Source organism: Brevundimonas sp. Leaf363, assembly GCF_001424025.1.
GTDB lineage: Bacteria > Pseudomonadota > Alphaproteobacteria > Caulobacterales > Caulobacteraceae > Brevundimonas.
Map to the genome: position 1 here is coordinate 460,553 of NZ_LMPZ01000002.1, position 24,470 is coordinate 485,022.

The 24,470-nt window shown below is 70.5% G+C and carries 20 protein-coding genes and 1 other RNA gene; 14 read left to right on the forward strand and 7 right to left on the reverse strand.

Going from position 1 to position 24,470, the window contains the following annotated elements; all coding sequences use genetic code 11:
• The first annotated feature begins 13 nt into the window (after positions 1-13).
• Positions 14-781 (forward strand): N-acetylmuramoyl-L-alanine amidase, encoded by a 768-nt coding sequence (locus ASG17_RS05255; RefSeq protein ID WP_369796660.1) that lies wholly within the window; start codon positions 14-16, stop codon positions 779-781.
• Here the strand turns inward: ASG17_RS05255 and ASG17_RS05260 are convergent.
• Positions 778-1,638 carry a sulfotransferase gene (locus tag ASG17_RS05260; protein ID WP_056100158.1) on the reverse strand — a complete coding sequence of 287 codons (861 nt, stop codon included), beginning with the start codon at positions 1,636-1,638 and terminating at the stop codon, positions 778-780. The two genes, ASG17_RS05255 and ASG17_RS05260, sit on opposite strands and share 4 nt — an antisense overlap.
• 127 nt (positions 1,639-1,765) lie before the next feature.
• Between ASG17_RS05260 and rnpB the strand changes: the two genes are divergently transcribed.
• From rnpB to ASG17_RS05315, 12 genes are all read left to right on the forward strand, one after another.
• Positions 1,766-2,142: RNase P RNA component class A (gene rnpB / locus ASG17_RS10930), an RNA gene on the forward strand.
• Between the two features lie 263 nt (positions 2,143-2,405).
• Positions 2,406-2,840 carry a division/cell wall cluster transcriptional repressor MraZ gene (locus ASG17_RS05265; RefSeq protein WP_056100161.1) on the forward strand — a complete coding sequence of 145 codons (435 nt, stop codon included), beginning with the start codon at positions 2,406-2,408 and terminating at the stop codon, positions 2,838-2,840.
• Positions 2,837-3,820 (forward strand): 16S rRNA (cytosine(1402)-N(4))-methyltransferase RsmH, encoded by a 984-nt coding sequence (gene rsmH, locus ASG17_RS05270; RefSeq protein ID WP_056100164.1) that lies wholly within the window; start codon positions 2,837-2,839, stop codon positions 3,818-3,820. Before ASG17_RS05265 ends, rsmH begins: the two co-directional genes overlap by 4 nt.
• Entirely contained in the window at positions 3,817-4,230 is a 414-nt protein-coding gene (locus ASG17_RS05275) for a hypothetical protein (RefSeq protein WP_056100167.1), read from the forward strand. Before rsmH ends, ASG17_RS05275 begins: the two co-directional genes overlap by 4 nt.
• Complete coding sequence (locus ASG17_RS05280; RefSeq protein ID WP_369796661.1) at positions 4,227-5,969, forward strand: peptidoglycan D,D-transpeptidase FtsI family protein; 1,743 nt, start codon at positions 4,227-4,229, stop codon at positions 5,967-5,969. The genes ASG17_RS05275 and ASG17_RS05280 overlap by 4 nt, the downstream gene beginning before the upstream one ends.
• A complete protein-coding gene (locus ASG17_RS05285) occupies positions 5,966-7,414 on the forward strand; it encodes a UDP-N-acetylmuramoyl-L-alanyl-D-glutamate--2,6-diaminopimelate ligase (protein WP_056100169.1) in 1,449 nt (482 codons plus the stop codon). Before ASG17_RS05280 ends, ASG17_RS05285 begins: the two co-directional genes overlap by 4 nt.
• Positions 7,407-8,813, forward strand: coding sequence for a UDP-N-acetylmuramoyl-tripeptide--D-alanyl-D-alanine ligase (gene murF, locus ASG17_RS05290; protein ID WP_056100171.1), 1,407 nt, complete (start codon positions 7,407-7,409; stop codon positions 8,811-8,813). The genes ASG17_RS05285 and murF overlap by 8 nt, the downstream gene beginning before the upstream one ends.
• A gap of 4 nt (positions 8,814-8,817) precedes the next feature.
• On the forward strand, positions 8,818-9,927 hold the full coding sequence (gene mraY, locus ASG17_RS05295) for a phospho-N-acetylmuramoyl-pentapeptide-transferase (protein ID WP_056100173.1): 1,110 nt from the start codon (positions 8,818-8,820) through the stop codon (positions 9,925-9,927).
• Complete coding sequence (gene murD / locus ASG17_RS05300; protein WP_056100176.1) at positions 9,928-11,406, forward strand: UDP-N-acetylmuramoyl-L-alanine--D-glutamate ligase; 1,479 nt, start codon at positions 9,928-9,930, stop codon at positions 11,404-11,406.
• Complete coding sequence (locus ASG17_RS05305) at positions 11,403-12,581, forward strand: FtsW/RodA/SpoVE family cell cycle protein (RefSeq protein ID WP_056100178.1); 1,179 nt, start codon at positions 11,403-11,405, stop codon at positions 12,579-12,581. Before murD ends, ASG17_RS05305 begins: the two co-directional genes overlap by 4 nt.
• Before the next feature lie 169 nt (positions 12,582-12,750).
• Positions 12,751-13,851, forward strand: a complete 1,101-nt coding sequence (gene murG, locus ASG17_RS05310) for an undecaprenyldiphospho-muramoylpentapeptide beta-N-acetylglucosaminyltransferase (protein WP_082496128.1) — start codon at positions 12,751-12,753, stop codon at positions 13,849-13,851.
• A gap of 211 nt (positions 13,852-14,062) precedes the next feature.
• Complete coding sequence (locus ASG17_RS05315) at positions 14,063-15,211, forward strand: mechanosensitive ion channel family protein (RefSeq protein ID WP_056100184.1); 1,149 nt, start codon at positions 14,063-14,065, stop codon at positions 15,209-15,211.
• A gap of 80 nt (positions 15,212-15,291) precedes the next feature.
• Here ASG17_RS05315 and smc read toward each other — a convergent pair whose 3' ends face one another.
• The 5 genes from smc to ASG17_RS05340 all read right to left on the reverse strand — a co-directional run bounded on the left by smc (position 15,292) and on the right by ASG17_RS05340 (position 21,226).
• Entirely contained in the window at positions 15,292-18,729 is a 3,438-nt protein-coding gene (smc, locus tag ASG17_RS05320; RefSeq protein WP_056100187.1) for a chromosome segregation protein SMC, read from the reverse strand.
• A gap of 5 nt (positions 18,730-18,734) precedes the next feature.
• Positions 18,735-19,334: a DsbA family protein gene (locus ASG17_RS05325; protein WP_235560362.1), complete on the reverse strand. Its 600-nt coding sequence runs from the start codon at positions 19,332-19,334 to the stop codon at positions 18,735-18,737.
• The gene (locus tag ASG17_RS05330) at positions 19,331-19,942 is read right to left on the reverse strand and encodes a thioredoxin domain-containing protein (protein WP_056100191.1); all 612 of its coding nucleotides are present in this window, start codon (positions 19,940-19,942) and stop codon (positions 19,331-19,333) included. Before ASG17_RS05330 ends, ASG17_RS05325 begins: the two co-directional genes overlap by 4 nt.
• Positions 19,942-20,571, reverse strand: a complete 630-nt coding sequence (locus ASG17_RS05335) for a DsbA family protein (protein WP_235560363.1) — start codon at positions 20,569-20,571, stop codon at positions 19,942-19,944. The genes ASG17_RS05330 and ASG17_RS05335 overlap by 1 nt, the downstream gene beginning before the upstream one ends.
• Positions 20,572-20,683: 112 nt before the next feature.
• Positions 20,684-21,226: a DUF721 domain-containing protein gene (locus ASG17_RS05340; RefSeq protein ID WP_056100195.1), complete on the reverse strand. Its 543-nt coding sequence runs from the start codon at positions 21,224-21,226 to the stop codon at positions 20,684-20,686.
• Between the two features lie 18 nt (positions 21,227-21,244).
• Between ASG17_RS05340 and ASG17_RS05345 the strand changes: the two genes are divergently transcribed.
• A complete protein-coding gene (locus ASG17_RS05345) occupies positions 21,245-22,273 on the forward strand; it encodes an A/G-specific adenine glycosylase (RefSeq protein WP_082496129.1) in 1,029 nt (342 codons plus the stop codon).
• 43 nt (positions 22,274-22,316) lie between these two features.
• Here ASG17_RS05345 and ASG17_RS05350 read toward each other — a convergent pair whose 3' ends face one another.
• Positions 22,317-24,464 (reverse strand): amylo-alpha-1,6-glucosidase, encoded by a 2,148-nt coding sequence (locus ASG17_RS05350; RefSeq protein WP_056100198.1) that lies wholly within the window; start codon positions 24,462-24,464, stop codon positions 22,317-22,319.
• Positions 24,465-24,470 lie beyond the last annotated feature (6 nt).

Below are 24,470 nucleotides of genomic sequence, written 5' to 3' on the forward strand. Positions count from 1 at the left end.
GCCGGTCATCGCCGTGACCGAGCTGATTTTCATCGAGGCGCCGTCGCCCAATCACGACCGCCGCCATGCGCCGCCGGACGCGATCGTGCTGCACTATACCGGCATGCAGACCGGCGAGGCCGCGCTGGCGCGCCTGTGCGACCCGGAAGCGAAGGTCTCGGCGCACTATCTGGTCGAGGAGGACGGCCGCATCTTTCGTCTGGTCGACGAGGCCGCGCGCGCCTGGCACGCGGGGCGCGGCGTCTGGCAGGGCGACACGGACCTGAACGCCTCGTCCATCGGCATCGAGATCGTCAATCCGGGCCACGCATTCGGCTATCGCCCCTTCCCGGAGGTGCAGGTCGCCGCAGTGATCGCGCTGGTGGCGGACATCCGCAGCCGCTGGACCATAGCCGACGCCCGCATCATCGCCCATTCGGACCTGGCGCCGGCGCGCAAGGAAGATCCAGGCGAGCTGTTTCCCTGGAAGCGGCTGGCCGAGGCGGGGCACGGACTGTGGTTCGAGCCGGCGGCCGAGCGGGTCGCGGCCCTGACCGGCCTGCTGCAACCCGGCGACGGGGGTATCGGCGTCATCGTCCTGCGCGCCGGCCTGCACCGGCTGGGCTACGGCGTGAAGCCGGGCGACGCCTATGACGCGGAGACGGTCAGCACGGTTCGCGCATTCCAGCGGCATTGGCGGCCGTCGCGCGTGGACGGCGTCGCCGACGGCGAAACCCGCGCCCGCCTGGTCGGCCTGCTGCAACTGGCCAGCGCCGAGAGCGCGACGGGCGTGCTGAACTAGGCGGCCAGGGCCATCGGGTCGATCTCGACCCCGTCCAGCGCCGCCTCGATGACGCGGCTGTATCCCGGATAGAAGACCTCGATATCGGGCGCGATGCGGCGAAGCCGCTTGGCGGCCGGACGCAGGTCCAGGCCGGGATAGCGATCCTGAATGGTGCTGTGTCGCAACGGCTGGATGTCGAAGGCGGCGCCCGGCTGCCATTGTTCCAGAGTTTCCTGCGGACGGGCGATCAGGTCCTCGTAGCGGATCACCGAGGGACGCGGCAGCTGCGCCATACGCTGGAGGAACCATTCCATCAGGCGGGCCTGCCGGCCGTAGCGGGACGGCGCGTCGTCCAGATAGGACTTCAGGTCGGGGTGCAGCTTCTCGGCCGCCGTGGCGCGTCCATCTCGGACCGACAGCATCACCGTCTCCCACGACGCCAGCACCGCCAGCGGCGCGCGCACCAGCCCGACCATCCGATACGGCCGGTCGGCCGACGTCGGGATCAGGGCGGTGAAAAGAGTGGGATGCTTCAGATACAGGGTGAAGTCGGGCGACAGATCCTGCGTCACCTCGACCAGCTGGAGCCTGGCCTCGGACGGTCGCGGCCCGCCACCGGCCGTTGGCGCCTTCATGAAGTTGTCGGTGGGCTTGCCGCCGCTGGTGCGCATCGGCGCGCGTTTCTCGGTCAGGATCTGCTCGCGGAAGACCGGCACGATTCTGTCGATCTGGGCCCAGGCCGCCTCCGGATCGGGGAACCGCTGGGTGCGCATCGGTTCAGCCAGGGCCAGCGTGTTCGGGGCCTTGCTGAGCAGCGTGCACAGAAGCGTAGAGCCGGATCGCGGCAGAGCGGCGATCAGGGTGGTGTCCGGCATGGAACCTCAAGCGGCGGAAACGGGCGCCGGCCGCCGGGCCGCGCGCCGTCCGGCATAGTCCGACGGCGGCCCATAATCCAGTGCGCTCGCTTGACCCGGGACGCCCCGGCCATCATCAGTCGCGCCGTCAGACGGCCGGGCGGTCGCGGCGGAGCCTGCTTCGTCGAGGAAAGTCCGGGCTCCACGGTGAAAAGGCGGCGGATAACTTCCGCCCGGGGCGACCCGAGGGATAGCGCCACAGAAAGCAAACCTCCGACCTCGCGAGGTCGGTAAGGGTGAAAGGGTGGGGTAAGAGCCCACCGCGGACCTGGCGACAGGGACGGCATGGCAAGCCCCGCCTGGAGCAAGACCGAATAGGGGCGTCGCGCAGTTTCGGCTGCAGGGCTCACCGCCCGAGGCGCCCGGGTTGGTCGCGAGAACCGGTCAGCAATGGCCGGTCCAGAGGAATGATCGTCGCCGTCCCTCGGGGCGGAACAGAACCCGGCTTACAGGCCGTCTGACGCCTCCTTTTCACGCCTTCAACAGTTAACGGCTCCGGCTTTGTTCCGGTCCACAGCCTGTGAATACATGCTTTGTTCTATGTATGTTCCGCGCCTTTTGAGCAACTTCCCAAGGTTTGGCATGCAGTATGGTTAAGATGAGGGGGTTGATCCCATTGTGACCCAGTTTGTCCCATGCTATCCCAAATCATCGGCTGGGGCTGATACGCGTCGGGCTGGCGCGAACTCGGGAGCAGGGGCGGGCCGACAGGCTCGATTGGTTCAGGCGTGTTTCTCGGAACCTATGAGAAGCAGTTGGACGGCAAGCGCCGTCTCCTGATTCCGCAGGAATTCCGCACGGCCGAAAACGGCGCCGAGACCGGCGTCTTCTGCTTCCTCTCCATCACCGACGACTGCCTGGAAGCGGGCGGCGCGCCGCTGATGGCCGAATACGTCGCGCGCATCGAAGCCCTGCCGTTCGGCGGCGAGGAGCGGACGGCGTTGGAGGAGGCCTTCTACGCGGCCCAGCGCCCGCTGGCCTTTGACGGCGGCGGCCGCATCACCCTCCCGGAAGGGCTGTGCGAGGATGCAGGCCTGGGCGAAGACGTCGTCATCGCCGGCATGGGCAGCCGCTTCCGCATCTGGGATCGCGCACGGTGGCAGGCCCGCAAGACCGCCAGCCGTCAGGCCGCCAAGGGTGTCCTGACAGGAGGCGCGTCATGAGCGCCGCTGCGACGTCACCCCATGATCCGGTTCTGATCGCCGAGGTTCTGGAAGCGCTGGCTCCCAAGCCGGGCGATCTGATCATCGACGCCACCTTCGGCGCGGGCGGCTATTCGCGCGCCATCCTGGAGACAGGCGCCGAGGTCATGGCGCTGGATCGCGACCCGACGGTACAGCCATTCGCCGACGCCCTGGCCGCGGACTTCCCCGGCCGTTTCCAGCTGGTCCGTGCGCCCTTCGCCGAGTTGGCCACGGTGTTCGCCGAAAGCGGCCGCGCGCGCCTGGACGGCGTGGTGTTCGACATCGGCGTCTCGTCGATGCAGCTGGACCAGGCCGAGCGCGGCTTTTCCTTCATGCGCGACGGGCCGCTGGATATGCGGATGGCTGACACGGGGCCGACCGCCGCCGATGTAGTCAACGGCTGGGAGCATGGGCCGCTGGCCCACATATTCAAGCAGTACGGCGAGGAGCGTCAGTCGGGGCGTGTCGCCAGCGCCATCCTGCGTCGCCGCGCCGAACAGCCCTTCACCCGCACCCTGGATCTGGCCGAGGTCGTCGAAAAGGCCCTGGGCGGCCGACGCGGCGCGCCGATCCATCCGGCCACACGGGTGTTCCAGGCCCTGCGCATCCAGGTCAATGACGAGCTAGGCCAGCTGACGGCGGGCCTCGAAGCCGCCGAACAGGCCCTGTCGGCCGGCGGCCGACTGGCGGTCGTCACCTTCCACTCGCTGGAAGACCGCATCGTGAAGGCCTTCATGACCGAGCGGACCGGCGCCACGCCGGGTGGTTCGCGGCACGCCCCGGTGCTGATCGACAGGCGCGCGCCCACCTTCACCGCCGCCTTCAAGGGCGCCCGCGACGCCACGGACGCCGAGCGCGCCCGCAACCCGCGCGCTCGCTCCGCCCGACTGCGCGCCGCGATCCGCACCGCCGCCCCCGATTGGATGGCTGCGGCCCCCGCCCGGAGGGCCGCTGGATGATCGCGACCGCCGCCAAGCGCGTGTTCGACTGGAAGATTCGCGGCGTCCGCTGGATCGAGATCATCGGCGCCCTGGTCGTCGCGGCCCTGATCGCCGGCGTCTACGTCGCCAAGGCCGCCGCCGCCCGCGAAGCGTCGCGCATCGCCGAGCTGGAGCGCGAGATCGGCGACAACCGCCAGCGGGTGCGCCTGCTGCGCGCCGAGGTGGCCCGCCTGGAGCAGCCCGCGCGACTGGAGACGCTGTCGCGCGGCATCGGCATGGCGCCCGTCAATGTGAAGCAACAGGCCGACGAGGCGCGTCTGCCGACCCTGGCCCGCCCGCCGGCCCCGACGCAGCGCGTGCTGGTCGATCCGACCCCCGCGCCAGTCCCGTCCGCCCCGTCGCCCGCCGAAGCGGAGGGCGCGCAGTGACGATCCGCTCGACCGAACGCTTCGCGCCGCACCGGCCCGCCCCGCACGACGGCGCGATGCGACGCCGCGCCCCGAGCGCGCGCTGGCTGATGGAGCTGGTCTGGCGGCTGGAGCACGGGTTCGAGCGCGCCCGCGCCAACGCCCGGCCTGAGGAAGACACGCGCGTCCGCATCTTCGTCCTGCTGGTCGTCTTCTCGCTGGTGTTCGCCGCCCTGGCCATTGGCGCGGCCCATGCCGCCCTGTTCGCGCCCAAGCGTGGCATCGGCGGCGGGGCCAATCCGGCTGCGGTCTCACGCGCCGACCTGGTCGACCGCAACGGCCGCCTGCTGGCCAGCAACATCACCCACTACGGCCTCTACATTGACCCGGCGGAGATCTGGGACCGCGAGCTGGCCTTTGACCAGATCCGCCAGGCTCTGCCGCGCGTCAGCCGCAACAAGCTGCGCCGGGCGCTGTTCGGCAGCTCGCGTATCATCGTCGAGGACGGCCTGACGCCGAACGAGCGGACGGCCGTGCACGATCTGGCGCTGGGCGGCGTGTCGTTCGAGCCCGAGGATCGCCGGGTCTATCCGCTGAGCCCCTCGTCGCTGTTCGTGGTCGGCCGGGCCGATGCGGGCGGCGCGGGCCTGTCGGGCGCGGAAAAGAGCTTCGACGCCGATATCCGTGCGGCCGGCCAGGAGGGGCAGGACTTCGCCCTGTCGATCGACCTGCGCGTCCAGGGCGTGCTGGAAAACGAAGTCGCCGCGGCCGCTGTCGAGAACAAGGCCAAGGGCGCGGTCGGCATCGTCGCGGACGCCATGACGGGCGAGGTTCTGGGCCTGACCAGCTGGCCTGCCGGCGCCGGCAATCAGGTGGTGTCTTCGACCTTCGAAATGGGTTCGGTCTTCAAGACCTTCACCATCGCGTCCGCGGTGGACGCGGGGGCGGCCAATCTGACCACCATGCTGGACGCGACCGAGGGCTTCGACGTCGGCGGCGGGCGCACCATCCAGGACTTCCACGCCACGCATCGCGTGCTGAGCCTGGAGGAGGTCTATCTGCACTCGTCCAACATCGGCACGTCCCGCCTGGCGGTGCAGATGGGCGCCGGGCGGATGCAGGACTACTTCGGCCGCTTCGGCTTCCTGGCCCAGCCGACCATCGAGCTGCCTCAGCTGGCCAAGCCGCGCACGCCCAGCGACTGGTCCAACTCGACTCTGGCCTCGATGTCCTACGGCTACGCTATCGCCGTCAGCCCGATACAGCTGGTGCAGGCCATGAATGTGATCGGTTCAGGCGGCCGGTTCGTCCCCTTGACCCTGCGCCCCGGCGGCCGCCAGGACGTGCAGCCGCGTCAGGTGCTGTCGGCCGGCACGGTGCAGACCATGCTGTATCTGATGCGCCGCAACGTGGTGGCCGGGTCGGGCAAGCCGGCGGATGCGCCGGGCCTGCGTGTCGGCGGCAAGACGGGCTCGGCCAACAAGCTGGTGGGCGGGCGCTATGACCCCAGCCACGGCGTCGGCACCTTCGCCGCCCTGTTCCCGGTCGACGCCGCGCCGGGCGCGCACCGCTATTCGATCATCGTGCTGCTGGACGAACCGACCAGCGGGTCGCGTCTGGGCGGCGCTGTCTCGGCCCCGGCCGTCGGCCGCATCGCCGACCGCATCGCGCCCTTCCTGAACATCCAGCGCCAGGACGACCCGTGGCGCACCGCCACCGGCGCCGCCGTGGCTCAACCTGAACCGGCGGCCGCACAATGACCGCCATCCGCCTCAGCCAGCTTTTGCGCCGCGACGTGACCGCCGACCCGGTGATTACCAGCCTGACGTCGGACAGCCGCAAGGTCGCGCCCGGCAGCCTGTTCGTCGCCCTGACCGGCGCGCGTGCGGACGGCCGGGCCTTCATCGCCCAGGCCCTGGCCCAGGGCGCCGCGGCTGTGCTGGCGCCCGTCGGCACCCCGGATGAGGCCGCGCCGGTGCTGGTCACGTCGGGCGATGTGCGCCGCGCCTACGCCATCGCGGCCCGCAGCTTCTTCGGCGCCCAGCCCAAGACCTGCGTCGCCGTCACCGGCACTAACGGCAAGACCTCGGTCGCCAACTTCTGCCGCCAGATCTGGGCCGGCATGGGCCAGAAGGCGGCCAGCATGGGCACGCTGGGCGTCGTCTATCAATCCGGCCGCGCCAGCCACGCCCTGACCGGCCCCGGCCTGACCACGCCCGACGCCTTTGACGCCGCGCAACTGTTGGCGACCCTGGCGGAAGAGGGCGTGACCCACCTGGCGCTGGAGGCCTCGTCGCACGGTATCGAGCAGCGGCGGATGGACGGCGTGGCGCTGTCGGCCGCCGCCTTCACCAACCTGACCCAGGACCATCTGGACTACCACGGCGACATGGAAAGCTATCGGACGGCCAAGCTGCGGCTGTTCGACACCCTGCTGCCGCGCGGCCGCACCGCCGTTCTGAACGCCGACAGCGACGCCTATTCCGCCTTCGCCGCCGCCTCGATCATGGCCGGTCTGGGCGTCATGGGCGTGGGCGCGCGCGGCCGCGACCTGGCGCTGGTCGAGCGCGTCGCCATCCCGGCCGGTCAGCGCCTGACCCTTGAGGTGCACGGCGAGATCATGGAGGTCGTCCTGCCGCTGGCCGGCGCCTTCCAGGCGTCCAACGCCCTGGTCGCGGCGGGCCTGTGCATCGCCGGGGGCGGCAAGCCGCACGAGGTGATCGCCGCGCTGGAGACCATCGAGGGCGCGCCGGGCCGGCTGCAACGCATCGCTTCGAACAAGCCGGGCGAGGTCTATGTCGACTATGCTCATACGCCGGACGGTCTGCAGACCGTGCTTCAGGCCCTGCGGCCCCACGCGACGGGCCGGCTGATCGTCGTCTTCGGGGCCGGCGGTGACCGGGATGCGGGCAAGCGTCCGCTGATGGGCCAGATCGCCGGTCGCCTGGCCGACGTGGCCATCGTCACCGACGACAATCCCCGTTCAGAGGATCCGGCGCTGATCCGCGCCGCCGTGCGTCAGGGCTGCCCCAAGGCCGCCGAGATCGGCGATCGCCGCGCCGCCATCTTCGAGGCCATCGGCATGATGCGCGACGGGGATGTGGTCGTGGTCGCCGGAAAAGGGCATGAACAGGGTCAGATCGTCGGCGGAATCGTGCATCCCTTCGACGACGCCACTGTCGCCGCTGAAGCCCTGAATGCCTGAGACCCAAGCCCTCTGGACCGCCGCCGAGATCGCGCGCGCGACCGGCGGGGTCGCCCACGGCGACTTCGCCGCGACCGGCGTCGGCTACAACAGCCGCGAGCTGGCGCCCGGCGACCTGTTCGTGGCGCTGGCGGGCGCACGCGACGGGCATGAGTTCGCCGCCGGCGCCTTCGCCTCCGGCGCGGCCGGCGCGCTGACCCAGCGCCCCGTCGAGGGCGGGCCCTATGTCATTGTCCCCGATACGCTGAGGGCGCTGGAGGCGCTGGGCGTCGCCGCCCGCGAGCGCGCGCCCCAGGTCCGGCGCGGCGCCGTCACCGGCAGCGTCGGCAAGACCAGCGTGACCCAGGCGATCAAGGCGGGCGTCGACCTGGCAGGGCCGGCGCACGCCTCGATCAAGAGCTACAACAACCACATCGGCGTGCCGTTGAGCCTGGCGCGGATGCCGCAGGGTGTGGCCCGCGCCGTGTTCGAGATCGGCATGAACGCGCCGGGCGAGATCGCGCCGCTGTCGAAACAGGTGCGCCCCCACGCCGCCTGCGTGACCACGGTCGGCCCGGTGCACATCGAGGCCTTCGCCGATGGCGAGGCGGGCGTGGCGCGCGAGAAGGCGTCGATTTTCGAGGGGCTGGCCGAGGGCGGCCTGGCGGTCGTCAACGGCGATTCCGTCTGGACGGGCCTGCTGTGCGACGTCGCACGTCGCAACGGCGCCCGCACCGCGACCTTCGGGGCCGGCGCGGGGCACGACGCGCGCCTGATCTCCTTCGATCCGGACGAGAACGGCGCCTTCGTGACGGCGGAGATACACGGACGTACAGTCGAGTATCGGCTCAGCCAGTCCGGCTATCACTGGGGCCCCAACAGTCTGTGCGTCATCCTGATGCTGGAGGCGCTGGACGTGCCGTTGGACACGGCGCTGCGAGCCTTGTCCGGCTTCCAGCCGCTGGCCGGTCGCGGCGAGACCCGGCGCGTCGGCGTTCCCGGCGGCGAGTTCACCCTGATCGACGAGAGCTATAACGCCAATCCGCTGTCCATGACGGCGGGCTTCCGCAGCCTGGGCGCGAAGACGCCGGGGCCGGGCGGACGGCGCGTGCTGGTGCTGTCCGATATGCTGGAGCTGGGCGACCAGTCGCGCGCCCTGCACGAAGGTCTGGCGGAGGCCATCGTCGCGGCCGATGTGGCGCAGGTCCACGCCGCCGGATCGCAGATGCGGTACCTCTACGACGCCCTGCCGCCGGAACGCCGGGGCGAGTGGCGCGAGACCGCCGCCGATCTGGCCGCCGTCGCCGATCGCCTGGCCGGCCCCGGCGACATCGTCATGGTCAAGGGCTCGAACGGGTCCAGGGCCGCGCTGGTGGCCAAGGCGCTGGCGCAACTGGATCAAGCCGAGGGGGCGATCTAAGTCTATGTTTTACCTTCTGTATCTATACTTCGGTGATGCGGCGAAGGACTACCCGCTGCTGAACCTGGTCCAGTACCAGACGGTTCGGACGGGCCTGGCCATGGCCACCGCCATGATCGTCGCCGTGGCGATGGGCAGCCGCTTCATCAACTGGATCCGCGCCAAGCAGGGCCGGGGCCAGCCGATCCGCGACGACGGCCCGGTCAGCCACCTCTCGAAGGTCGGCACCCCGACCATGGGCGGCCTGATGATCCTGGCCGGCATCGCCGTAGCGGTCTTCCTGTGGGGCGACCTGACCAACCCCTACATCTGGATCGTCAGCTTCGTGACTGCGGCGTTCGGCGTGCTGGGCTTCATCGACGACTACGCCAAGGTGACGAAGCAGACCTCGGCGGGCCTGACCTCGAAGCAGAAGCTGGCGGCCCAGCTGGTCGTGGCATTGATCGCGGGCACGCTGACCGTGGTCTGGATGACCCTGTCGCCGACGTCGCCGGGTCTGGAGACCTCGATCGCCTTCCCGTTCTTCAAGGCGGTGCTGCTGAACGTCGGCTGGTTCTATGTGGCGTTCGCGGCCTTCACCATTATCGGCTTCTCCAATGCGGTGAACCTGACGGACGGTCTGGACGGCCTGGCCATCGTGCCGGTGATGATGGCGGCGGCGGCGTTCGGCATCATCTCCTACGTCGCGGGCAACTTCATCTTCAGCCAGTATCTGCAGATCCACCACGTGCCCGGTTCGGGTGAATTGGCCATCTTCTGCGCGGCCATGATCGGCGGGGGCGCCGGCTTCCTCTGGTACAACGCCCCGCCGGCCAAGATCTTCATGGGCGACACCGGCTCACTGGCCCTGGGCGGCGCGCTGGGCGCGATCGCCGTGACCACCAAGCACGAACTGGTGCTGGGCATCGTCGGCGGCCTGTTCGTCGTCGAGGCCGCCTCGGTCATGATCCAGGTCGCCTATTACAAGGCCACCAAGAAGCGCATCTTCCTGATGGCGCCCGTGCACCACCACTTCGAGAAGCTGGGCTGGCCGGAATCGACCGTGGTGATCCGCTTCTGGATCATCGCCGCCGCCTTGGCCCTTATCGGCCTGTCGACCCTGAAGCTTCGATAGATGATCCCGGTCCCCGGCTATGAGGGCAGGCGTGTCGCGGTCTTCGGCCTGGGCCGGTCGGGGATCACGGCGGCGCGCGCGCTCAAAGCCGGCGGAGCGGTTCCCATACTCTGGGACGACGGCGTTTCGGGCCGGATGCAGGCCGAGGCGGAAGGCTTCGATCTGGAGGACCTGACCCAGGCCGACTGGTCCGGGTTCGCGGCCTTGGTCCTGTCGCCGGGCGCACCCCTGACCCACCCCAAGCCGCACTGGACAGTGGACAAGGCGCATGACGCCGGCGTGCCCGTCATCGGCGACATCGAACTGTTCGCCCGCGCCCTGGCCGCCATCCCGGCCGACCAGCGCCCGCAGGTCGTGGCCATCACCGGCACCAACGGCAAGTCGACGACGACCGCGCTGATCGGCTGGGTGCTGAAGCAGGCAGGGCTGACGGTGCACGTCGGCGGCAATATCGGCATCGGCGTCCTGGCCCTGCCGGCGCCGACCCCCGACGCCGTCTATGTGATCGAGGTGTCCAGTTATCAGCTGGACCTGACCGACAGCTTCGCGCCCGACGTGGCGATCCTGACCAACCTGTCGCCCGACCACCTGGACCGGCACGGTGGAATGGAAGGCTATCTGCAGGCCAAGATGCGCATCTTCCGCCGCATGGCGCCCGAGCGGGTGGCCCTGATCGGCGTCGATGACGACTACGGCTGGCGCATCGTGAGCGAGCTGAACGCGCGGCGCCTGCGCCTCTCGACCATCACCACCCGCACCCCGCCGCAGTATGTCGAGCCGAACGGCGGCGTGCCGGTCGCCGAGCTTCGCGCGCGCAAGCCGGACCAGATCGCCGCCTTCGACCAGGGCCGCTTTATCATCCTGGACGCCACCGAGGGGCGGCTGGTCGCGGACGGCATCGCGATCGCCGACCTGTCAAAGGCCCGCTCCTTGCCCGGCCGCCACAACGCCCAGAACGCCGCCTTCGCCTATGGCGCCGCGCGGGCGGTGGGGCTGTCGCATGACGAGGCGGTGGCGGGCCTGCTGAGTTTCCCGGGTCTGGCGCACCGGATGGAGACGGTGGCGCATCTGGGCGAGGTCGCCTTCGTCAACGACTCCAAGGCCACCAACGCGGACGCCGCGCGGCAGGCCTTGATGAGCTATCCGAGCGTCTTCTGGATCGCCGGCGGCCGGGCCAAGTCGGGCGGCATCGTGGACCTGCGCGATCTCTTCGGCCGGGTGACCAAGGCCTATCTGATCGGCGAGGCGGCCGAGGATTTCGCCGCCACACTGGGCGCTGCGCCTCACGTCGTCTCGCGCACGATGGAGGCCGCCGTGGCAGCCGCCGCCGCCGATGCGCGCGCTGCCGGCGGCGCCCAGGTGGTGCTGCTGTCGCCCGCCTGCGCCTCCTTCGACCAGTATCCCGACTTCGAGGCGCGAGGCGAAGCCTTCCGCGCCGCCGTTCTCAACCTGGGCGCCACGCCGGAGCCGGCCGCATGACCAACGCCTACGCCCCCGCATTCTCCCGCAACGACCAGAGCCCGGTCGCCAAATGGTTCTGGACCGTCGATCGCGCCCTACTGGTCGCCGCCCTGACGCTGATGGCCGTGGGCGTGGCGCTGAGCTTCGCCTCCAGCCCGGCGGCGATCCTCGCGGATGAATCGATCACCGATCCCTTCCACTATTCGTGGAGGATGATGGTGTTCGCGGGCGCAGGCCTGACGTTGATGCTGACGACGTCCCTGCTGTCGCCGCGCGGCGTCCGGCGGATCGCGGTGCTGGGCCTGCTGGGCGCCTTGTTCGTGATGATGCTGCTGCCCTTCATCGGCGACACGGTGAAGGGCGCCGCGCGCTGGGTGAACCTGGGCCCGTTCAGCCTGCAGCCCAGCGAGTTCGCCAAGCCCAGCCTGATCGTCTGCGCCGCCTGGATGTTCGCCGAGGCGCAGAAGGGGCAGGGGGTGCCAGGCGTGTCCATCGCCTTTGGCTTCTACGGGCTGACGGTCTTTCTGCTGCTGATCCAGCCGGACATCGGCCAGACGCTGCTGATCACCACCACCTTCATGGCCGTCTTCTTCATGGCCGGGGTGCCGTTCCGTTGGATCGCCGTTCTGGGCGGAATGATCGCAGCGGGGGTGGCGGCCATCTATGTGCTTTTCCCCCACGTCCAGGCGCGGGTCGCCAAGTTCGTCAGCCCGGGCGTCGAGGACACGCACCAGATCGACCGCGCCTCGGAGGCGATCCGCGCCGGCGGCCTTGTCGGGCGGGGCATCGGCGAGGGCGTGATGAAGCGCCACGTGCCCGACCTGCACACCGACTTCATCTATTCGGTCGGCGCCGAGGAGTTCGGACTGGCCCTCAGCCTGACCATGATCGGCCTGTACGCCTTCATCGTCATCCGGGGGATGCGGCTCTCGATGAAACTGAACGACCCGTTCGAGCAGACGGCGGCGGCGGGCCTGTTCATGCTGATCGGGCTGCAGGCCTGCATAAATGTGGCGGTGAATCTGAACCTGATCCCGACCAAGGGGATGACGCTGCCGTTCGTCAGCTATGGCGGCTCGTCCATGCTGGCCATGGGACTGACGATGGGATTCGCCCTGGCGCTGACCCGCCGCCGGCCGGGGGCCTATGAGCCGGGCGCCACGCTGGGGCAGCGCCGGCGGATTTTGCCCTGACCTTTCCACTCTCCGCTCATCCCGGCGGAAGGCGAGACCCAGTCAGAGCGCCGCGGAATTTAGGTGAGGACACGACCGTTTCCGCCGTCGGCTTCTGCTAAGCAGCAGGACTGATCCCGACCAATGTGCACGATGTGCACTCAATTTTTTCTGACGTGAGAGACGCCGCGTGACCGCTTCCTCCTCCGCTCCCGTCTGCGTCGTCGCCGCCGGAGGTACGGGCGGCCATATGTTTCCGGCCGAGGCCCTGGCGCGCGAGATGGCGTCGCGCGGTTGGCGCATCGTGCTGGCGACCGACCAGCGCGGCGAGCAGTACGCCGCCAACTTCCCGGCCGAGGAGAAGCTGTACCTCGACACCGCCACCGGCTCCGGTCCGGTCGCCCTGATGAAGGCAGGCGTCGCCATTGCGCGCGGCGTCGTCCAGGCGCGCAAGGCCTTCCGTCGGCTGGACGCCCAGGTCGTGGTCGGCTTCGGTGGCTACCCGTCGGCGCCCGCCCTGGTGGCCGCCATCAGCCACGGTCGGCCGACCCTGATCCACGAGCAGAACGCCGTCCTGGGTCGCACCAACCGGCTGCTGGCCCCTTTCGTGCGTCAGGTCGCCTCGTCCTTCCCGACGCTGGAGCGAGCGCCGGCCAAGGTGTCGATGCGCAGCCACGTGGTCGGCAGCCCCGTTCGACCGGAGGTGCGCGCCCTGATCGACCGCGCCTATGTCGCGCCCGAGGCCGACGGCCCCATCGAAGTTCTGGTCACCGGCGGCAGCCAGGGCGCCCGCATCCTGTCGGAGACGACGCCACGCGCCATCGCCGCCCTGCCTGAGGCCCTGCGCCGCCGCCTGCGCGTGCAGCAGCAGTCGCGGCCCGAAACGCTGGAGGCCGCGCGCCAGATCTATCTGGAGGCAGGGGTCCAGGCCGAGGTCGCGCCCTTCTTCCGCGACATGGCGGCCCGCCTATCGCGCGCCCATCTGATGATCGGTCGCGCCGGCGCCTCGACCTGTTCGGAACTGGCCATCGCCGGCCTGCCGTCCGTGCTGATTCCGCTGAAGATCGCCACCGACGACCACCAGCGCCTGAACGCCACGGCCCTGGTCGACGCCGGAGCCGCCGTGGTCATTCTGGAGGATGACCTGACGGTCCAGTCCCTGACCGAGGCGCTCCGGCCCCTGCTGGCCGACCGCGCCCGCCTAGCCGCCATGGCCGCCGGCGCCCGCACCGCCGCCATCCCGGACGCAGCGGCTCGGCTGGCCGATCTGGTGGAGGCGGCGGCGGGCTAGTTGATCCAATCCGTCATCCTCGGACTTGATCCGAGGATCAAGCGTAGGTCGTGCTGAACGTCGATGGCTCTTAGCGCGGCGTCTCAACCCTCTCTGATCGCTCACCGGACAACCTGATCCTCGGATCAAGTCCGAGGATGACGGCAGTGGGGTTGGCGCGGCCACGTGTCGCCTTCGGGAACCGTCAAGCTGGCCAGGGCGCTATCTCGAGATGCCTCCCGAAATCCACTCCCTGACGCGAGAGGTCGCGTCCTTGTGGCGTCAGTTCGACTGGCTGCCAGAGTGGGCGGTCGTGATTCTGGTCCTCGCCGCCTTCGTCGGCGCCGGCTGGCTGGTCCACGCCCTGGTCTTCGCCGTCCTGCGGCGGGTGGTGAAGAACCGCGACGTCTTCTGGCGCGGGGTGGTCGAGCGGGCGCGGAAGAAGCTGCGCGTGCTGATCATCATCGCCGGCGTGGGCATCGGCGTGACCGTGTCGCCGCTGGATCCCGCGCCGTCCGCCCAGATCCGCGCGGTGCTGCTGTTCGGCTGGATCCTGGCGCTGGGCTGGCTGGCGTCGGGCGTGCTGGACATGTGGACGGCGGTCCACCTGAAGAAGTTCAACATCGGGGTCGAGGACAACCTGCTGGCCCGCAAGCACCTGACCCAGACCCGCATCCTGCAGCGGGTGGCCAAGGTGATCCTGTTCATCGTCACGGTCGGCCTGGCCCTGATGACCATCGCCGGCTTTCGCCAGTGGGGCGTCAGCCTGCTGGCCTCGGCGGGCGTCGTCGGCATCATCGCCGGCCTGGCGCTGCAACCGATCCTGACCAACATGGTCGCGGGCATCCAGATCGCCCTGACCCAGCCCATCCGCATCGACGACGCCGTCATCGTCGAGAACGAGTGGGGCAACGTCGAGGAGATCACCTCCACCTATGTCGTTGTGCGCCTGTGGGACTGGCGCCGGATGGTCCTGCCGCTCAGCTACTTCATCACCACGCCGTTCCAGAACTGGACACGCGAGAACTCACGCCTGATCGGCACAGCCTTCTTCTACGTCGATTACGAAGCGCCGATCGACCACCTGCGCGAAGCCTTCGAGGGCATCGTCAAGGCTTCCAAGCTGTGGGACGGCGACGTGCAGGTGCTGCAGGTCACCGACATCACCGAACGGGTGCTCCAGGTCCGCTGCCTCGCCAGCGCCCGCTCCGCCCCGGTCGCCTTCGACCTGCGCTGCGAGATCCGCGAGAAGATGATGGCCTTCATGCGGGACCACTGCCCGGAGGCGCTGCCGCGCGATCGGGTGGAGTTCGGGCGCGACGACCTCTCCCTCCCCGGGACGGGGAGGGGGGCTGCGCAGCAGCCGGGTGGGGAGGGCTAGGCAAGTCTGCGGGGTCGTACCCACCCGACGCCTTCGGCGTCTGCCCTCCCCGGGACGGGGAGGGAGAAGTGTTGTGCCCTTTACGCCACCAGCGTCTCGGCCTGGTGCAGGTTGACGCTGACCAGCTGGCTCACCCCTTGCTCGGGCATGGTGACGCCGTAGAGGCGGTCCATGCGGCTCATGGTCACCGGGTTGTGGGTGATGACGATGAAGCGGGTGTCGGTGCGGCCGCGCATCTCGTGCAGCATGCGGCAGAAGCGATCGACGTTCGCGTCGTCCAGCGGGGCGTCCACCTCGTCCAGCACGCAGACGGGCGCCGGATTGGCCAGGAAGACGGCGAAGATCAGGGCCGCCGCCGTCAGCGCCTGTTCGCCGCCGCTCATCAGGCTCATGACCGACAACCGCTTGCCGGGCGGGCAGGCGTAGATCTCCAGGCCCGCCTCCAGCGGATCGTCGCTCTCGACCAGCTTCAGCTCGGCCTGGCCGCCGCCGAACAGGGCCTCGAACAGCGTCTTGAAGTTGGCGTTGATGATGTCGAAGGCGGCGACCAGGCGCTCGCGGCCCTCGGCGTTCAACTCGTCGATGCCGTCGCGCAGGCGGGCGATGGCCGAGGTCAGGTCCGAGCGTTCGACGCGCATGGCGTTCAGCCGGTCGCCGTATTCGACCGCCTCGTCCTCGGCGCGCAGGTTGACGGCGCCCATCTGCTCGCGCTCGCGCTCCAGACCATAGAGCAGGCTCTCGGCCCCGGCGGCGTCGGGCGGGCGGGCGATGGCGTCGTCCTGCAGTTTCTGGCCCAGGTCCTCCGGCGACATCTGCGCCGTCTCGCGGACGTTGTTCTCGGCGTCGCCCAGTCGTTCGGCGGCGGCCTCGGCGCGCGCGACCAGACCCGCGCGGGCCTCGCGGGCCTGGGAGGCGGCGGTCTCGGCGGCGCGGCTGGCGCGGTCCGCCTCGGTGGCTGCGGTCTCCGCGAGGGCGAGGGCGTCGGCGGAGGCGCGGCGGCGGGTCTCGGCGCTGGTCAGGGCGTCCAGCAGTTTGCTGCGCTGCTCTGCGAACGCGCCGGGCGCGGCCGAGGCCTGGGTCAGTTGAGCGGCGGTCTTTTCGGCGTCGGCGGCCAAGGCGGTGATGCGTCTGGCGCTGTCGCCCGAGCGGGTGGCCCAGCCCTCGCGGGCGCGGGTCAGGGCGGTGAGGCCCTGCTCGCGGCCGGCGCGTTCACGGGCCTCGGCGTCGCGGTCGGAGCGGGCGGTCGTGGCGGCCTGGCGGGCGGTCTCGGCGGCGGCGCGGGCGGCGGCCAGCTCCTCGCGGAAGCCGGTCAGGGTCTCGGAGCCGCCCTCGGTGGTCTGCGCCGCCTGCCAGGCGGCCTCGGCTTCGGCGACCTCGCCCTCGAGCCGGGCGACAGCCTCGTCCAGCGACTGGGCGCGGGCTTCGCGGCGGGCCTGATCGCGGCCCAGCGCCTCGACGCGGTCGCGGGCGACGGTCACGGCCTTGTCGAGCGGGAAGGGCGCGGCGCGGGCGGCTTTCACGGCCTCGTCGGCGGCGCGCAGGGCCTCGACAGCCGCGCGCAGGGCGGCCTGCGCCCCGTCCAGCGCGGGCTTGCCGGCGTCGATGTCGGTCTCCAGTTCGGACAGGCGGGTGCGCTGGGCGAGGCGGACGGCGGCGGGGCGCGGCGCCTCCGCCCGGCTGACGAAGCCGTCCCATCGATAGAGGTCGCCCTCGCGCGTGGTCAGGCGGGCGCCGCGCGGCAGGGCCTTGGCGAGGGCAGGCCCGGCCTCGCGGGCGGCCACGCCGCACATGGCCAGACGCGCGGCCAGCTCGGGCGGCGCCGTGACATGCTTCGACAGCGGCTCGACGCCGGCGGGCCAGTCGGGCGGCGCTGCCTCCGCACCAGCCCAATGGGCGGGGGCCTTGGGGTCGAGGGCGGCGTCGAGGTCGTCGCCGAGCGCAGCGGCCAGCGCGGCCTCATAGCCCTTGGCGGCCGAAACCTTCTCCAGCGCGGGGGCGTGCTCGCGGCGGCCGGTGACCAGCAGCTGGGCCAGACCCCGCGCCTCGGTCTGCAGGCGGCCCAGCTTGTCCTCGGCGGCGCGGGCGGCGGCACGGGCGTCCTGTTCGGTGCGGGCGGCGTCTCCGCGCGCGGCTTCGGCCTGCTCGACGGCGGCGCGGGCGGCGGCGAGATCGGCCTGCGCGGCTTCCAGCGCGGCGCGCGCCTGCTCGAGCTCCGGTGTCTCCAGCGGGCCGATTGAGGCGCGTTCGCGCTGGGCCTGCTCCAGTTGGGCGCGGACACGGGTCAGGCGCGCCTCGGCGTCGCGCTTGCGGGCCGTCTCGGCGCTGGCGCGGGCCTCCACGGCGGCCAGGGCGCCGGCCGAGCGTTCGACTTCGGCCTCGGCGATGGCCCGAGCGTCCTCGGCGGCGGCCAGCGCCAGGTCCAGCTCCGGCCCTCGCTCGGGAGCGGCGGCGATCTCCGCCTTTAGCCGCTCCAGATCGCCGTCGAGGCGCTTCAGCTCGGCGGCGGCGTCCTCGGCCATGCCGTGTTCGCGGACGCGGTCGCTTTCGATGCGGGCGGCCTCGGCGGTCAGGCGGTCGATCTCGGCGCGGGCGGCCTGTTCGGCCATGTCCAGCCGGTCGCGCTCCAGCGTCGCGCGGTGAAGCAATGCGGCGGCGACCGCGTCTTCCTCGCGCGCGGGCTTCAGGCCCTCCTGCGCCTTCAGGGCCTCGGTCTGGGCGCGGGCGGCCGCGGTGGTCGCCTCGCCCACGGCGCGTTCGGCCTCGGCCAGGGCCTGGGCGGCGGCTTCTGACGCCATGCGCGCGTCGTTCCAGCGAACGTAAAGCAAGGCCGATTGAAGGGCGCGGATTTCGGCGCTGATCTTCTTGTATTTCTCAGCCTGCCGCGCCTCGCGCTTCAGCCGGGTTAGTTGGCTTTCCAGCTCGCGGCCGATGTCGTCGAGCCGTTCGAGATTGGTCTCGGCCCCGCGCAGCCGCAGCTCGGCCTCGTGCCGGCGGGTGTGCAGGCCCGCGACGCCGCCCGCCTCTTCCAGGATGCGGCGACGGTTCTGCGGCTTGGCGGCGATCAGCTCGCTGATCTGACCCTGCCGCACCAGGGCCGGGGAGTTGGCGCCGGTGGAGGCGTCGGCGAACAGCAGCTGGACGTCGCGGGCGCGGACCTCCTTGCCGTTGATGCGATAGGTCGAGCCCTGGCCCCGGTCGATGCGGCGCGACACCTCCAGCACCGGGCTGTCTGTGAAGGGCTGGGGCGCGCGCCGGGCCGTGTTGTCTATGGTCAGCTGGACTTCGGCGTGGCTGCGCGCGGGGCGGCTGGCGGCGCCGGCGAAGATGACGTCGTCCATGCCCTGGCCGCGCATGGCCTTGGCCGAGTTGGCGCCCATGACCCAGCGCAGGCTCTCCAGCACATTGGACTTGCCGCAGCCGTTCGGCCCGACGACGCCGGTCAGGCCCGGCTCGATCATGACTTCGGCCGGGTCGACGAAGGATTTGAACCCGACGAGGCGAAGTCGCTGGAACTCCATGCCGCCTAGCGAATCGCCGATTCGACCGCCGCGGCCAGCGTTTCCATCGATCCGTCGGCGACCTTCTGGCCGTCGACGAAGAAGGTGGGCGTTCCGGCCACGCCCGCCGCGCGCCCGCCCTCGACGCTGGCGCGCAGGTCCGCGATGGTGGACGGCTCGGCCAGGCAGGCCTCGATCTGCTCGCGCGTCTTGCCGCTGGCTGCGATGCCGGCGTCGTACCAGGGGCTGATGTCGCCGCCGGCGCGAAGCATGGTCTGGTTGGTCATCAGCACCCCGATGACGTCGAAGAATCGCTCGGGCGCCGCGCACCGCGCCACGCCCGCCGCGGTCGCCGCCACGTCGGCCGGGGGCGTCGGCAGGTCGCGATAGACCAGCCGCACCTTGCCGGTGTCGATAAAGCGCGCCTTGAAGGTCGGCAGGACGCCGGTGTGCCAGGCGGCGCAGTGCGAGCAGGTGAGGGAAGCGTACTCCACCACCGTCACCGGCGCGTCGGCGCGCCCCAGGTAACGGTCGGACTCCGTCACCGCCGGCAGGTCGCCGGCCAGCGCAGGCGACGCCGCGCCCAACAGGGCCAGCATCAGAAGGGCGCGGCGCAGCACGTTCACTTGGCCAGCTCCGCCTCGATGGCGGTGGACAGGTCCTCGATCGAGGCGCCCTCGCCGCCGGGCGAGATCACCGCCTTGCCGTTGACGAAGAAGGCGGGCGTACCGGAGACGCCGGCGTCACGGGCGGCGCGGATGCGGCCCTCCAGCGCGGCGATGGCGGCGGTGTCGTTCAGGCAGGCCGCGACGCGGTCCTGGCCCAGGCCAGCGCCCTCGGCGGCGGCGGCCAACCAGGCCTGCGGCGACTGGCTGACCAGCATCTGCTGGCTGGCCATCAGGGCATGGACGACGTCGAAGTATTTGTCCTCGCCGGCGCAGCGGGCGATCTGGAAGCCGGCGGCGGCCGCGTCGACCGGCGGCGTCGGCAGTTCGCGGAAGACGTAGCGCACCTTATCGGTGTCGACGTAGCGGGTCTTGAACGCCGGCCAGGTCTTCGCCTGCCAGGCGGCGCAGTGCGGGCAGGTGACCGAGGCGTATTCGACCACGGTGACCTTGGCGCCCTCGGCGGCGCCCAGGCCCATGTCGCCCTCGGCGGGCTTGGCGTTGTTGTTGCAGGCCGCCAGCAGCGACAGGGCGCCGGCGAGAACCAGCAGGGTGCGACGGGTGCTCATCAGGCCTTCGCCAGTTCTGCATCGATGGCCGCGGACAGGCTGTCCCACGAATGGTCGGCCACCTTGACGCCGTTGATCAGGAAGCTGGGCGTGCTGTTGATGCCGGCGGCCTGGGCCGCCTTGAAGCGCTGTTCGAAGGCCTTGATGGCGTCCTTGTCGGTGACGCAGGCCTGGGTCGCCTGTTCGTTCAGACCGGCGGCTGCGGCGATGCGGAACAGGCTGTTGCGCGGCGGGACGCCGGCCTGCCACTCGGCCTGGCTGGCCATGATCTGGTGGACCACGTCAAAATATTTGTCATCGCCGGCGCAACGGGCGATCAGGAAGCCGGCGACGCCGACGTCCGGCATGGCGGTCAGGTACTCGCGGAAGACGTAGCGCACCTTGTTGGTGTCGACGTACTTGGCCTTGAACTGCGGCCAGACGTCCCGCTGCCATTCAGCGCAGTGGGTGCAGGTGACCGAGGCGTATTCGACCACGGTGACCTTGGCGCCCTCAGCGGCGCCCAGGGCCATGTCGCCCGTCGTCGCCGCGTCGCCGCCACCGCAGCCGGCCACCAGGGCCATCGAGGCCAGGGCGACGCCTGTCAGGGCCGCGCGGCGGCTCATGGCCGCATATTTGAACTCGGGCATTGAGCCTCCCACAAGACGCCGGCCGCCGAGCCGAGAAAAGGCGCGACCGTTGGATGTTTCGAGAATAGGTGCGGCGGAGTTTTGTCAACGGCGGCGCCTGCGGCGATTGAGGTCAGCGTGTCGTCGAGTGGCCGTGCACGGCCCGCGCCAGTTTGCTTAGCGCCGCCTTCAAGTCGTCAGGCGCGCCTTCCACCGACGCCTCGATCTCGCGCTCGACCGAGGCGGGCAGGGGCGTGGCGCGGGGGCGGGCCGGGGCGGCGGCCTTGGGCAGAGGTTTGACCGGGCCCTGGGCGATGCGCAGACGGTCCACGGCGCCGGCGCCGAGAAACAGGTTCACGCGCGACAGGATCTCGGCCGACTGGTGCTGGACCAGTAGAGCGGCGGGGCCAGCGACGCGCAGCTCCAGCACGCCGGGGGCGCCGCCTCGTCCCTTGGTCAGCTTCTGCGGGCGGGTGACGGCAGCCAGTCGGTCGCCGACGATCTCGCGCCAGCGGGTCTCCAAAGCGCCGGCGCCCTTGCCGAAGCGGTCGTCCAGTTGGCGGATCAACGGGGCCAGCGACCGCCCAGCCGGCGGCGGCGGGCGCAGGGGCGGCCGCGTGCGGCGCCGCGCCAGGATTTCGCGCGCCTCGCTTTCGGTAGGAAGGGTCCGCCGCATCCGTCCTATATAGCGGCCGTGACCTCTGACGTCTCCGCCCAGAAAACAAACCTGCGTACAGCGCTGCTCGACTGGTACGACGCTCATGCACGCAGCCTGGCGTGGCGCCGCCCGCCGGGATCGGTTGCGCCGATCGATCCGTACCGCGTGTGGCTGTCCGAGGTGATGCTGCAGCAGACGACCACGCCGCATGCGACTCCCTATTTCCTCAGCTTCACCGAGCGGTGGTCTACGGTGCGCGATCTGGCGGCGGTCGAGGACGCCGATCTGATGGCCGCCTGGGCGGGGCTGGGATATTACGCCCGCGCGCGCAATCTGCTGGCCTGCGCACGCGCGGTGGCCAGCCTGCACGACGGCAGGTTTCCGGGGACGGAGGCCGAACTGCTGAACCTGCCGGGCGTCGGCGCCTATACGGCCGCTGCGGTAGCGGCCATCGCCTTCGACCAGCCGGCCAATGTGGTCGACGGCAATGTCGAGCGGGTCATGGCGCGGCTGTTCCGGGTCGAGACGCCGCTGCCCGCCGCCAAGCCGGAGTTGAAGCGGCTGGCCGCCGGGCTGGTGACGCCGGATCGCGCCGGCGACTGGCCGCAAGCCCTGATGGATCTGGGGGCGACGGTGTGCCGGCCGGGGCGGCCGCTGTGCGAGGCGTGCCCGCTGACGGCGTGGTGCGCCGCCTATCAGGCCGGCGACCCGCAGGCCTATCCGAAGAAGACGCCCAAGGCGGCGCGGCCGCAGCGGCACGGCGAGGTCTGGGTGCTGACGGACGCGGCCGGGCGGGTGGCGCTGGTCGAGCGGCCGGCGAAGGGCCTGCTGGGCGGCATGCTGGGCCTGCCGACGTCGGACTGGGGCGCGGATGTTGCGCACGAACGGCCGCTGGCGACCGACTGGGAGGACGCGGGGACGGTGGAGCACGTTTTCACGCACTTCAGCCTGAGCCTGCGGGTGCTGACGGCGCGCGCCGAAGGGGGCGACTATGTCTGGCGATCCCGCGAGGCGGCGACGGCGGCCCTGCCGACGGTCTTCAAGAAGGCGCTGAAGTCCGCCTAGTCCCCAGCCAATCCTGCACGGCATTGCCCGAATAGGATGCCGATTAACGCAACGTCCGAACCTGAACCTCGCCGCGCTTGTTGCTGGGCGTGACCACGACGTGGTTGTCCACGCGCTGGAAGACGAGGTCCAGATGCGCGTCGCCGATCTGAAGGTTGGTGACGTTCAGGCGGTCGATGCCGTTGGGCAGGTGAGGCGACGAGATATCGACCCGCTTTTCAATCGCGTCGATGCTGACGCCCAGCGAGGCCTGAAGCATCAGGAAGACCGACCCGGCCGCCCAGGCCTGGGGCAGGCAGGCGACGGGATAGGCGATCGGCGGTTCGCCTGCTTCGCGTTTGAAGCCGCAGAACAGCTCGGGCAGGCGCATCTGGAAATGGGACGCCGCGCCGTAGATTTCGCCCAGCAGCAGCGCCACGGCCTCGCGTTCGCCGTACTGAGCCATGCCGGCGGCGCCCAGCGCCGTGTCGTGCGGCCAGACCGAGCCGTTGTGGTAGCTCATCGGATTGAAGCGCGGCTGGCCGGTCGCCAAAGTCCGCACGCCCCAGCCCGATCGAAACTCGTGGCTCAGCAAGCGGCGTGTGACCTTCTCCGCCCGCTCGCGCGAGGGCAGGCCGGTGAACAGCAGGTGGCCGGCGTTGGAGGCGATGGCGCGGCACTGCTGGCCGTCGCCGTCCAGGGCGACGGCGTAGAAGCCCTCGTCATCCATCCAGTAACGCTCCTCGACCAGTCGGCGGGTCGACTCGGCCTTCGCCAGCCATTCGTCGGCGCGTTCATCCTTCAGCGCGGCGCCCAGATCGGCCATCGCCTTCCAGGCCGCGTAGGCATAGCCCTGAACTTCCAGAAGGGCGATCGGTCCCTTGGGGAAGCGGCCGTCGGAATGGAAGATACTGTCTTCGCTATCCTTCCAGCCCTGATTCGACAGGCCGGTGTCGGCGCCCCGCTGATAGCTGATGAAGCCGTCGCCGTTTGCGTCCCCGTAGTCCCGCATCCAGCCGGTCGCCGCGATCAGGTGGGGCCACAGCCGTTTGATCGTCTCCAGATCGCCCGTGCGTCGGGCGTAGGCGCCGGCCAGGGCGACGAACAGGCAGGTCGTATCGACGCCGCCGTAGTAGAGATGGAAGGGCACTTCACCCAGCGCGCTCATCTCGCCGCCTCGCGTCTCGTGCATGATCTTGCCGGGGGCGCTGTCCTGGAAGGCGGAGACTTCCGTCGCCTGTCGCGCCGCCAGGTAGGTCAGAACACCGCGCGCGAGCGATGGATCGAGCCACAGCATCTGCCAGGCCGTGATGATGCCGTCGCGGCCAAACGGGGTCGAGAACCAGGGAATGCCGGCGTAGGGATAGGGGCCGGTCGGCAGGTCGGTCGTCAGCAGGGCGACGTCGGCTCGCGACTGGTCCAGCCAGTCGTTGAAGCGCGGACTGCGGGGGCCGCGCACCGATGCGCCGCGGCGCCGCTTGACGCGCATCGCCAGTCGCGCCGCCACGGCGTTGACCCTGAAGCGGTGGGCGTCAGGCGTATCGCAGGCATCGACGCCGCATTCGATGAACAGGTCCATCGAACGGCCCTTGGGCAGGCTGAACATGAACTCGGCGCGCTGGCCCGTCAGGCGCGCGGGCGGCTCGGAGAAGGCCAGGCAGCTGGAGCGGGTGACGCCGTCCAAGCCCTCGTACCTAAAGTTCACGCGGCGGCCGTCGTGCGTCGGCGCGTCGGACTTGCCGCGTTTGGCCCGGGGGGTACCGCGCACCTGGAAGATGTCGGCGAAGTCGGCCCCGAAGTCGAAGGCCAGCGGCAGCAGAATGTCCTCCACTCCGTGGTTGACCATGCGCACCCGCTCGAACATTCGCCGATCCCAGAGAAAGCGGCGTCGTTCGATGTGCAGCACCCCCGCCGGGGCCGACCGGCCACCCATCGGCGGCAGCGGCCGATTGGTCGTGTGGCAGGAGAAGAAGACGTTATCCTGCGACACGCCGGAGCTGAGCTTCGACGGCTTGGCCAGACCCACGCTCATGACAAACCGGGACAGGACGCGTGTGTCGTGGACGAACAGGCCGTCGGCCCCGCCCTTCAGGTCGCCCCATGTGTCCGCAACCATGAACAGGTCGTCGGACTTCAGCGTCATCAGCTGATCCAGACCGCCGGTCTCGGTCAGTTCTGATGCGGAAACCGATACGGAATAGGCGTCGTCCATCCGACC

Coding starts and splice junctions, on each gene's coding strand:
- ASG17_RS05260 (WP_056100158.1), bottom strand. CDS start 1,638: ATGCCGGACACCACCCTGATCGCCGCTCTGCCGCGATCCGGCTCTACG.
- rsmH (WP_056100164.1), top strand. CDS start 2,837: ATGAGCGCCGCTGCGACGTCACCCCATGATCCGGTTCTGATCGCCGAG.
- ASG17_RS05275 (WP_056100167.1), top strand. CDS start 3,817: ATGATCGCGACCGCCGCCAAGCGCGTGTTCGACTGGAAGATTCGCGGC.
- ASG17_RS05285 (WP_056100169.1), top strand. CDS start 5,966: ATGACCGCCATCCGCCTCAGCCAGCTTTTGCGCCGCGACGTGACCGCC.
- murF (WP_056100171.1), top strand. CDS start 7,407: ATGCCTGAGACCCAAGCCCTCTGGACCGCCGCCGAGATCGCGCGCGCG.
- mraY (WP_056100173.1), top strand. CDS start 8,818: ATGTTTTACCTTCTGTATCTATACTTCGGTGATGCGGCGAAGGACTAC.
- murD (WP_056100176.1), top strand. CDS start 9,928: ATGATCCCGGTCCCCGGCTATGAGGGCAGGCGTGTCGCGGTCTTCGGC.
- ASG17_RS05305 (WP_056100178.1), top strand. CDS start 11,403: ATGACCAACGCCTACGCCCCCGCATTCTCCCGCAACGACCAGAGCCCG.
- ASG17_RS05315 (WP_056100184.1), top strand. CDS start 14,063: ATGCCTCCCGAAATCCACTCCCTGACGCGAGAGGTCGCGTCCTTGTGG.
- smc (WP_056100187.1), bottom strand. CDS start 18,729: ATGGAGTTCCAGCGACTTCGCCTCGTCGGGTTCAAATCCTTCGTCGAC.
- ASG17_RS05330 (WP_056100191.1), bottom strand. CDS start 19,942: ATGAGCACCCGTCGCACCCTGCTGGTTCTCGCCGGCGCCCTGTCGCTG.
- ASG17_RS05335 (WP_235560363.1), bottom strand. CDS start 20,571: ATGCCCGAGTTCAAATATGCGGCCATGAGCCGCCGCGCGGCCCTGACA.
- ASG17_RS05340 (WP_056100195.1), bottom strand. CDS start 21,226: ATGCGGCGGACCCTTCCTACCGAAAGCGAGGCGCGCGAAATCCTGGCG.
- ASG17_RS05350 (WP_056100198.1), bottom strand. CDS start 24,464: ATGGACGACGCCTATTCCGTATCGGTTTCCGCATCAGAACTGACCGAG.